This window comes from Clostridium lacusfryxellense, from assembly GCF_018861735.1.
Taxonomy (GTDB): Bacteria; Bacillota; Clostridia; order Clostridiales; family Clostridiaceae; genus Clostridium_AD; species Clostridium_AD lacusfryxellense.
On record NZ_JAHLEB010000061.1, the window covers coordinates 20091 to 29425 of the forward strand.

The following is a 9335-nucleotide window of genomic DNA, read 5'->3' on the forward strand; positions in this document are numbered from 1 at the left end:
TAGCTTGGATGTAGGTATTTATTATAAATCTGTTATCAATCTATTGTAACTATTTTGATTATACTTTCTTGTTCTACAAGTTCACTTTTACTTAAACCTTTTCTAAAGTATCTTATTTGCTTATATTTGACTTTGTTCATTTCAAAATCTAAAACATCAATTCTGTCGCCACTATAAATAATGGCTTTTTTATTTCCTTTTAAAAATACATGCACTTCCATAAATTCATATGTTAGCTGCAAAGCAGCTACTCCTTTCATTATATATTCTACTTAAATTATAATTCACTATTTAAATTCTAAGTCACTATTTAAATTATAAACCATTATTTATATTTATCAAGATTAAAACAATTAGAAATTAATAATGATTAACCATTTAGTTATATATGAATATAATATAAATAAAACTAAATAGTTCAGGTATCTTTATTGAAACTCTAATATAGATTTATTTCTAAAAGGAGATTAGACTATGATAAGTAAAGAGTATTTATTGGATACTAATATAGTTATAAAAGTGTGGAATAAATATCCTACCTTGCTAGACACAATTGAAAATATAAAATCTATTGATTTTAAAATCTCTGAGAATATAGCTGGTGAGTTATCTGTAAAAGAGTATGTTAAATTCAATGAAAATTTTGTACTCTCAAATAAATTCTTAAAATTATTGGGTCATATTATTTCTGATAAAGAAGTTAATTCTACCGAAGTATATCTAAGTGGTGACTTTATTAAATATGAGCAAAATAAAAATATTTACCTTATTAATGGAGATAAAATTTCTATAAACGACTATAGCCTAATTGATATCTGTGAAAAAAATAAAAACTATACCCTTGTAACTGATGATAAAAAGCTAATTCGAACTGCAAAAATCATATTGGACACTTCAAGAGCCTTAAACTTCCAAGAATTTCTAGAAGAATTAAAGGAATTGAAGGTAATATAATTATAAACAATATGAGAGGTTACATCTTAATAGGTGCAACCTCCTATACTATATCTCAATAATTTATTTAATATTTTCTTCCAGATATTGTTTAAATCTAAAATTCCAAAGTTCATAAGTTTTTGGACGTTCAACCTGAACTACTGATAAAAACTCATCTATTACCCCTAAATTGTTTAGACCTTTCATTAAGTGTCTCGGATAAATAACAATTTTTGAATAATTATTTTTTGGATCGATTACATTAATCGAAAAATCATCCATTAAGTATAAGTCTTTACACCTAATATCTAATCTATTAAATTTAAGCTTCGAGAACTCCTCAATAAGCTTAATTATGTTGAGTGATATTTTTTTATTGATGCCATTTTTTTTAATATATTTATCTAAGCGCTTTCCACTTGCAAAATCACGGACAATGTAGTAGGGTCCATGCTCATAAACTTTAGGAAAATATTTGCTTTTTCTAGTCTTAACAAAAATATTATATTCTCCCTGACAAACCTTTTTATTCTTAAAAATTTTTATTACTCGATTGTTAGGAAGCAAATAAACAATTCCATTATGACCAGAACCTAAAAATTCTGATGTCTTAAGCATTTTTTCAACTTTACTATTTAATTGGATATAATAATTTTTGTCATCATTCATATTACCATCTTCTTTATACGAGATATCATTCTATTATATGATGAAGGCTTGTAAGTATTTCCTATATATATATATAAACCACAATTATTTTTTATTAAAATGTGGATTTTCAAACTAAAGTTGCTTAATATTATATTTAATAATATAATGTTATGGAATATATAAACAATTTTATCGGTTTATTAAAATTAGTAAGTAGATTTTTAAGGAGAGATATTTGATAATGGTAGAATCAATAGAGGATCAACAATTTATATACGATGGAAATGATTTAGGTGCAGTCTATTCCAAGCTTAATACAACATTTAAAGTGTGGGCACCTACTGTGGAAAAAATTACAGTAATATTGTATGAAACTTACAATGATGACCTAGGACAAAAATATGAAATGAACAAATCCGAAAGAGGGGTTTGGCAACTTTCACTTAACGGAGATTTTAAAAATAAATATTATAATTATATAGTACTAAATAATGGAGTGGAAAAGGAAACACCCGATCTCTATACTAAAGGCTCAAGTGCTAATGGTAAAAAAGGTATGATTGTAGATTTCGATTCTATTAACCCGAAAAACTGGAAACACCATAAGAAACCTATACCAATTAACAGGACTGAGGCAATAATTTACGAAATTCATGTTAGGGATTTTTCAGTTTCAGAAGACTCTGGTATTAAAAACAAAGGAAAATATTTAGCTTTTTCTGAAGAAAACACTAAAACTAAGCAGGGTATAGTTACAGGATTAGACCACCTTAAAGATTTAGGAATAACTCATGTTCACGTATTACCTGTTTATGATTTTGCAAGTGTGGATGAAACTACAGGAGGCTACAATTGGGGATATGATCCTTATTTATATAATGTACCTGAGGGTTCATATTCTTCTAATTCACTAGATGGAACTGTACGAATTAAAGAATTTAAAACAATGATTCAATCTTTGCATGAAAATGGTATTAGTATAATTATGGATGTAGTCTATAATCACACAATTACTGTAGAAAATTCTCCTATGGATATCTTGGCTCCGGGATATTATTATAGAAAAGATTATAATGGTAACTATACAAATGGTTCAGGATGCTCAAATGAAACAGCATCTGAAAAACCAATGGTTAAAAAATTCATAATTGATAGTATTAAGTTCTGGGCACAAGAATACAAAATTGATGGGTTCAGATTTGATTTAATGGCGCTTCATGATATAGACACAATGAAAGAAGTTGAAAAGCAGGCAAAAATAATAAATCCAAATATAATTATTTACGGTGAGCCATGGACTGGTGGACAGTCTTCATTGCCTTACGATAGACAGCTACGAAAAGGGAGTCAAAAGGGTATGCAAGTATCTGTATTTAATGACGATCTAAGAAACGCTTTAAAGGGCGATAATGACGGTGACAACCTAGGTTTCGTTAATGGCGGATTAGGGTTCGAACTAGAAATTAAAAAAGGTATTGTTGGTGGTATATATTATAATAATAATATATGCAACTTCACATTATCACCAGGTGAAGCTATAAATTATGTAAGTTCTCATGATAATTTATGCTTATATGATAAATTTGTAAAAAGTAATCCTTATAATACCCCTTCTCAAAGAGAGAAAATGAATAGATTGGCACTTTCTATTATACTTACCTCTCAAGGTGTACCATTTATTCAAGGTGGTACAGAAATACTAAGAACTAAACAAGGTAACCACAATAGTTATAACGCTGGTGACCTCATTAATGAAATACGTTGGAGTAGAAAGGCTGAATTTACAGAAACCTATGAATATATTAAGGGTTTAATCGCCTTAAGAAAAAGTCAAAAGGTTATGACTTTAGACAGTGCAAATGATGTTATAAATTGCTTACATTTCCTTGAAACTCCTTACAATTCAGTGGCTTATGAATTAACATCAACATACATTGGAGATTATAATAAACTGATTATAGTTCATAATGCTTACAAAGAAGAAATAAAATTAGTTTTACCTGATGATGATGAGTGGAAGATATTAGCTAATGAACATGAAGTCAATAAAACAGGTGTAAAAAGTGGTTCTAAAACTTGTATTCACGAGTTAATCGTACCTCAGTTATCAACTTATATAATATGTAAATAATAAAAAATAAAAACTGCATCTTTTTAAAGATACAGTTTTTATTTTTATTCAAATTTATATAAAAAGAATGTTATTGTTATGATGTGTAACAAAAGCTTAAGGCTCTATCTCAATATAAGCTATTGCCTTTTTATTAAATAGATATTTCTTTCCCATATTATTAAGTTCATGAGGTCTAGAGTTTTCAAAATTATAAAACCAACTTTTAAACAGGTCAGATTCTGATTGTTTCAAATCGAATAGTTGAGTTTCACCACTAATAAAAGAAATCGTTAACATAATAAACACTCCTTTTCTAATTACATAGTATCTACTAACATATATTCTCTACTGAATAGAAATTTCCTCTATTTATAAGAATATTTTAAATATTTTAATATATATTATAATCGGAGCTATAATATATATTTATATAAAAAAAAGAAACCTTCACTAGATCCTGGATAGTGATAGATTTGCTTTTTGATTCTAGTCTAAACATTCTAGACATTCATTGATTACATCTTCAGTAATTTCAACTAATTCATAGATTCTCATTTAAACACCTCCTTAGTTGTGTATGAGTGCCCGAAACACAATATTACTTGGTAGGCTCATTTAATGTGATTTTTAAAATTGCTATAACAAATAAGATATGTTATAAGCGTTATCCGTACGTTATTCAAACAAAATTTTCATAAGGGGTTCATTAAGATGTTTTGGAATGAAGAGGGTAAGAATTTAAGAATTGGATTTAGAAAATTCATGTCGTCTCTTTTATCGTGCGTTTAATGATCCGTATTTGCTATGAGTAGCAAATGACTTACTGCTTTGTAAAATTCAATAATTACTAGGTAACTTTATTAGTATACATCATTTAAATTAGAAATGCAACTAATTAATTCAAATTAATAAAAAGGCTAATTTACCCTCATACTCCATGATTGTAAATTAACCTAATGTTAAACTAGTATTTATTTTGATATAATGGCTTGCACTCTACCAACCTGACCATCTTCTAGCATAACTTTTATACCTCTATGGTGTACTGCCGAATTAGTCAGCAATCTTTTTACTACTCCTCTAGTTAGTTTAGTTGTTCTTTGATCTTTTTTTAATACAACATCAACTGTAGTGCCTACAGGTACATTACTTCTTATTTGTCCTTTGTTATCACTCTGCATATTCATGATTTTGTAGTCTCCCTCAATAAAATTACTTTAAAGCTTATTTCTACTTTTATATATAGTTAATATTTTTATAAAGCTTTATATACAAACAATACTCTAATTACTGTTGTTTTGTCAAAATATAATTTAACCACGCACTTTAAAGTAGACTAATGAGACAATTTACGTAAACTGAGCATAAAATAAATTTGGATGGAAACTATATAATGTAAAATACTTTTTTAAAAGGGGAAATTGTGATGCTAGAGTCCTTGTCGTTTATACCTGCAAATCTTCTAAATCCAATTATATCATCTGTTTCAATAATAATTGGTGCTATTTTAGGTGGTATTTTCAGTTGGCTAATAAATAAAAGTTCTACTGGTAGGACAATTGAAACTCAAAGTAAAGCTGAAAAAGCTAACAGAGAATACTTGAACCAAAATAATGCATTAAGATTAAGTCAGTATGCAACAATAATCCAATTAGATATATGCACCACATTGTTTCAAAGCATAAGAATGTTAATTGAATTTGATGCTGAAAATAAAACAGGTGTTTATCCAATACCTATGAATTCTAATTATGCCGGGGCAATTGTAGCTTTAGCCAAAGAATTTAGTTTAAAAGAAATGAGCTATATTTATCAATTATATGGAATTATAGAAAAATTAAATAATGATACAAAAGGGTACCATTATGATGAAAAACATTATCTATTAATTAAAGAAGATTACATTATGTTCATAAAAAAACTTTATGGAGATAATTTTTCGTATGCATTTAATTTTGATATCGATATAGTAACATATGAAAATTTATATAATAATGATATTATAAAATCAGGTTATAAAAACGTGCTAATTAAATTAGAAAATATTACTAATTAATAATTATATATCAAAAAACAAAGAAAAATTTTGATTTTTCTAATCTTTTCAATGAAAATACCTATTATTTTGATTTTTATATTGAAATTTCAATAGAATTAAGATAAACTGATTAGTAGAGTAACAACAAGTTAAGTATGAACATAGAAATAAAAATTTAGAGATTATAAATTTAAACATATATTCTATAGTATCTAACATTCTTGATTTGATGCAAGAGGAGGAAAATTTTATGCCAAGTAATAATATTGAAAAAATGAAAGAAATTATTGAGGAAAAGAAAAAGAGAAGTGCAGAGCAAAGTGGAATGTCGAGACCTGATAAATCAATTGGAAAATCAAAAAAAGCAGCAAGAAGTACTAAAAAAACTGGCGGTTTATTTGATAGGTAATCACTTATCTTTAATATATCCTTTATAAAAAAATAAAATTAAATTATATTAAATAATGAGCTTCTTTTCTAGAGGCTTATTTTTTTTAAATACTCTTTATGCAATATAATTTCCTTAATATATTTAATTGAATTATCTTTAAACAATAACAAAAAAATAAATAACCTATTAAGAATACTATTGTGGTAAGAATAGTATTCTTATTATATAAAGAATTAAATACTTTATATAAAATAGGAGGCTATTATGATATATCTAGATAATGCTGCAACTAGCTTTCCAAAGCCTGTGGAAGTCTATTCCGAAGTGTTAAGGTGTATGGAAACTTATGCTGCAAATCCTGGAAGAGGTTCTCATGATATGGCAGTAGAGGCTTCATTTAAAATTATGGATACACGCCAAGAGTTAAGTGAATTATTTAACATTCCTAATTTGTTAGATATCATTTTCACTTGTAATGCTACCCAATCGCTTAATATAGGAATAAAGGGGATATTAAAACCAGGGGATCATGTTATTAGCACAACAATTGAACATAACTCAGTTCTAAGACCTTTAAATTATCTAAGTAAAAAGGGAGTAACATTTACTCTTATTAATGTAGATGAAAATGGATATTTGAATATTAACAACCTAAAAAAAGAAATACGGAAAACTACAAAATTAATAATAGTGAACCACGCATCCAATGTATTAGGAACTATTCAAGATATAAGAACTATAGGAAAGATTGCTAAAGACGCAGGGATAATATTCATGGTTGACGCGGCTCAGAGCGCTGGTGTTATACCCCTAGATGTTCTTAATGATAACATTGACATATTAGCTTTTCCGGGTCATAAAGGATTATATGGTCCACAAGGAACAGGAGGTCTGTATATAAAAGACACTATTGAGCTGGATTCGTTTATTCAAGGTGGAACCGGGAGTGAATCCTCTTCAATGGAGCAACCTATATTTTTGCCCGATAGATTTGAAAGTGGAACCTTAAATACACCAGGAATTGCAGGCCTTTGTGTGGGAATAAGGTTTATTAGAAAAGTTGGAATAGAAAATATAAGAAAACATGAAAATATCTTAGTAGAATATTTACTAAAAGAATTATGTAAATTATCTTATGTTAAGATTTATGGGGGATGTGATTATAAAAACAGAGGATCGGTAGTTTCTTTAACTTTAGACAATGTAGATGTATCTGAGGTAGGAGACTTTCTAAATAAAAAAGGAATAGCAGTCAGAACAGGTTTCCACTGCGCACCACTAATACATCAAATAATTGGTACAAGGCGTAAAGGAACAGTTAGAATAAGTCCAGGTTACTTTAATACCTTAGAAGATATTGAGGAACTTGTTATAGCTTTAAATGATATACATGAAAAAAGACCCTTTTTATAGGGTCTTTTTATATATATTATAATACTAGCAGCAATGACTATTTCTTTCAACTACTGTAGCTGAAAATACTGGATTGTTAATACTAGCTATGCCGCCTGCAACACCTACACCAACTGCTGGAGTAGTTGCAACTACAGTATAGGTGCAACAATTATCTTTACAAGTGTTAGAATCACAATCACAATCACAAACGAAAAAAGTAAAAGTATCAGCAAAAGTATCAGCCAAAGTGGATAGTCTAGTATATACCCATACTGGTCCAAATGCTGTTGGAGTAAGATCGCATTTACATTGTTTGAATATTTGGAAGTTAATAATTACAGGCGTACCTGGAAAAAGCGTGGTAACTATATTGCTTGCAAATTCAAATTTAATGCATGGATTACTAAATTTCTCAGTATTTAAAATGAGACTTCCAACGGTATTGGTAGTAACGGCAGTACCTACTGTAACTATTACTGGATTCCCTGCCTTACATTTTAATAAAACTTCATTTTCTTTGGATTTTTTATTGCAACATACTTTTTCATCTTCATAATGACCTTTTGACATCGAATTCATATATTAATTCCTCCCATATTTTGAGTTAATAATATTGAGTAAAAAGAATTCCAAAAGAACTTATTATCTAGTCAAGTTTATTGGAATTCTTATACTACAATATATGATAAAGACCTGTAATTGTTCTGATTAATTTTAGCTTATTTAACTTTAATTACTCATCATCTTCGCATTCTTCATCAAATAAAGGTTTAAGTTTTTGATCTGGGAAGAATTTTGGAACCGGTGACCGATTAAATCTTTCACAAGGATCTTCATCATCCTCCTCTTCACATTCATAAGGAATTGGACAATATCCATATGCAGGAATTAAAAGTTGAACACTAAGTTCACATTTTATAATAAGATGGAATCCTAAAGTGATATCTAAGAAACTATCACCACAATCATCATTACAAAAAAATCCATCTAAACATTCTGCTACCATTTCAAGTTTTATAATTTCAGAATCTAGGTCTTTTGATTCTCCATACATAGAGCTTACAGATATTTGTGCTAGTGAATCTGGACAGTATAGTTTTGATATCACCTCTGTACGATTAATTTCATAAAATTCGCATTTTGTCTCTCCATTACAATCTATATAGTCTGCATAAAATGAAATTACAAAACAAACTATTACTTTCTTATAACTTGGATTCTTCTTTAGTGGAATTTTCTCCACTGAAATAAGCTTTAGTTTAAAGTCCCTACATCCAGTAAATATTCTAGGATCGTTAAGGGGGTCACTCCTTAATTCTTCGTCTGTATCTGTTGTATCCTCACCGCAAGCATAAACTAAACATCTTTTTATTAGGCACTGGTCAAAAACTTTTGGAATTTCGACGCAAACTAGTTCAGCCGGATCAGGTAAATGACCTTCTTTGTTAACAACACCAGGTCTTGCAATAAACTCATTACGAGTAATAGACATATATTATCCTCCTTTTATGTTAAGTGATACACTTAAAATTCGTGTTCTCCTTTTTATAATATGTTGTTGTATATAATGTGTGATAATTTTATTATCAAATTTATACATTTATTTTTACATATCAATTTAAATTATGTGTTAGCCCTTTACCAAAAAATTTATTTATACTTGAAACGATACTTAAGCATTAAAAAAAGGCCACATTATATAAACTGGTACCTATAGGAAGGACACTAAAAAAAAAGTGTTTGGATTATAGGTGCTTTTTTTGTATAATTTATATATAGATAGGATGGTGGCAAATGAGTAAAATATTATT

General features: G+C 28.3%; 11 protein-coding genes. 5 read left to right on the forward strand and 6 right to left on the reverse strand.

Annotation, left to right across the window (positions count from 1 at the left end; genetic code table 11):
• Positions 1-35: 35 nt before the first annotated feature.
• Positions 36-221, reverse strand: coding sequence for a hypothetical protein (locus KPL55_RS22140; protein WP_216308935.1), 186 nt, complete (start codon positions 219-221; stop codon positions 36-38).
• Between the two features lie 253 nt (positions 222-474).
• Between KPL55_RS22140 and KPL55_RS22145 the strand changes: the two genes are divergently transcribed.
• Positions 475-954, forward strand: a complete 480-nt coding sequence (locus tag KPL55_RS22145) for a PIN domain-containing protein (RefSeq protein WP_216308936.1) — start codon at positions 475-477, stop codon at positions 952-954.
• Positions 955-1017: 63 nt separating this feature from the next.
• Here the strand turns inward: KPL55_RS22145 and KPL55_RS22150 are convergent, their stop codons facing one another.
• Positions 1018-1605: a protein kinase gene (locus KPL55_RS22150; protein WP_216308937.1), complete on the reverse strand. Its 588-nt coding sequence runs from the start codon at positions 1603-1605 to the stop codon at positions 1018-1020.
• 223 nt (positions 1606-1828) lie between these two features.
• On the opposite strand from KPL55_RS22150, the gene pulA reads away from it, so the two are divergent.
• Entirely contained in the window at positions 1829-3718 is a 1890-nt protein-coding gene (pulA, locus tag KPL55_RS22155) for a type I pullulanase (RefSeq protein ID WP_216308938.1), read from the forward strand.
• Between the two features lie 96 nt (positions 3719-3814).
• On the opposite strand, the gene KPL55_RS22160 is transcribed toward pulA, so the two are convergent.
• Together KPL55_RS22160 and KPL55_RS22165 are read right to left on the reverse strand one after the other, a co-directional pair.
• Positions 3815-3997 carry a hypothetical protein gene (locus KPL55_RS22160; RefSeq protein ID WP_216308939.1) on the reverse strand — a complete coding sequence of 61 codons (183 nt, stop codon included), beginning with the start codon at positions 3995-3997 and terminating at the stop codon, positions 3815-3817.
• 674 nt (positions 3998-4671) lie between these two features.
• A complete protein-coding gene (locus KPL55_RS22165; RefSeq protein ID WP_216308946.1) occupies positions 4672-4881 on the reverse strand; it encodes a YwbE family protein in 210 nt (69 codons plus the stop codon).
• 245 nt (positions 4882-5126) lie between these two features.
• On the opposite strand from KPL55_RS22165, the gene KPL55_RS22170 reads away from it, so the two are divergent.
• The 3 genes from KPL55_RS22170 to KPL55_RS22180 all read left to right on the forward strand — a co-directional run bounded on the left by KPL55_RS22170 (position 5127) and on the right by KPL55_RS22180 (position 7542).
• A complete protein-coding gene (locus tag KPL55_RS22170) occupies positions 5127-5756 on the forward strand; it encodes a hypothetical protein (protein WP_216308940.1) in 630 nt (209 codons plus the stop codon).
• A gap of 232 nt (positions 5757-5988) precedes the next feature.
• Positions 5989-6147 carry a hypothetical protein gene (locus KPL55_RS22175; RefSeq protein ID WP_216308941.1) on the forward strand — a complete coding sequence of 53 codons (159 nt, stop codon included), beginning with the start codon at positions 5989-5991 and terminating at the stop codon, positions 6145-6147.
• 246 nt (positions 6148-6393) lie between these two features.
• Complete coding sequence (locus KPL55_RS22180) at positions 6394-7542, forward strand: aminotransferase class V-fold PLP-dependent enzyme (protein WP_216308942.1); 1149 nt, start codon at positions 6394-6396, stop codon at positions 7540-7542.
• Between the two features lie 24 nt (positions 7543-7566).
• On the opposite strand, the gene KPL55_RS22185 is transcribed toward KPL55_RS22180, so the two are convergent.
• On the reverse strand, positions 7567-8103 hold the full coding sequence (locus tag KPL55_RS22185) for a DUF4489 domain-containing protein (RefSeq protein ID WP_216308943.1): 537 nt from the start codon (positions 8101-8103) through the stop codon (positions 7567-7569).
• A 154-nt stretch (positions 8104-8257) separates the two neighbouring features.
• A complete protein-coding gene (locus KPL55_RS22190; protein WP_216308944.1) occupies positions 8258-9016 on the reverse strand; it encodes a hypothetical protein in 759 nt (252 codons plus the stop codon).
• Positions 9017-9335: the final 319 nt, after the last annotated feature.

Bases quoted from the DNA above. Each gene is read 5' to 3' on its own strand.
- KPL55_RS22190 (WP_216308944.1), bottom strand. From the start codon at position 9,016: ATGTCTATTACTCGTAATGAGTTTATTGCAAGACCTGGTGTTGTTAAC.
- KPL55_RS22185 (WP_216308943.1), bottom strand. From the start codon at position 8,103: ATGAATTCGATGTCAAAAGGTCATTATGAAGATGAAAAAGTATGTTGC.
- KPL55_RS22150 (WP_216308937.1), bottom strand. From the start codon at position 1,605: ATGAATGATGACAAAAATTATTATATCCAATTAAATAGTAAAGTTGAA.
- KPL55_RS22140 (WP_216308935.1), bottom strand. From the start codon at position 221: ATGGAAGTGCATGTATTTTTAAAAGGAAATAAAAAAGCCATTATTTAT.
- KPL55_RS22175 (WP_216308941.1), top strand. From the start codon at position 5,989: ATGCCAAGTAATAATATTGAAAAAATGAAAGAAATTATTGAGGAAAAG.
- KPL55_RS22145 (WP_216308936.1), top strand. From the start codon at position 475: ATGATAAGTAAAGAGTATTTATTGGATACTAATATAGTTATAAAAGTG.
- KPL55_RS22160 (WP_216308939.1), bottom strand. From the start codon at position 3,997: ATGTTAACGATTTCTTTTATTAGTGGTGAAACTCAACTATTCGATTTG.
- KPL55_RS22170 (WP_216308940.1), top strand. From the start codon at position 5,127: ATGCTAGAGTCCTTGTCGTTTATACCTGCAAATCTTCTAAATCCAATT.
- KPL55_RS22165 (WP_216308946.1), bottom strand. From the start codon at position 4,881: ATGCAGAGTGATAACAAAGGACAAATAAGAAGTAATGTACCTGTAGGC.
- KPL55_RS22180 (WP_216308942.1), top strand. From the start codon at position 6,394: ATGATATATCTAGATAATGCTGCAACTAGCTTTCCAAAGCCTGTGGAA.
- pulA (WP_216308938.1), top strand. From the start codon at position 1,829: ATGGTAGAATCAATAGAGGATCAACAATTTATATACGATGGAAATGAT.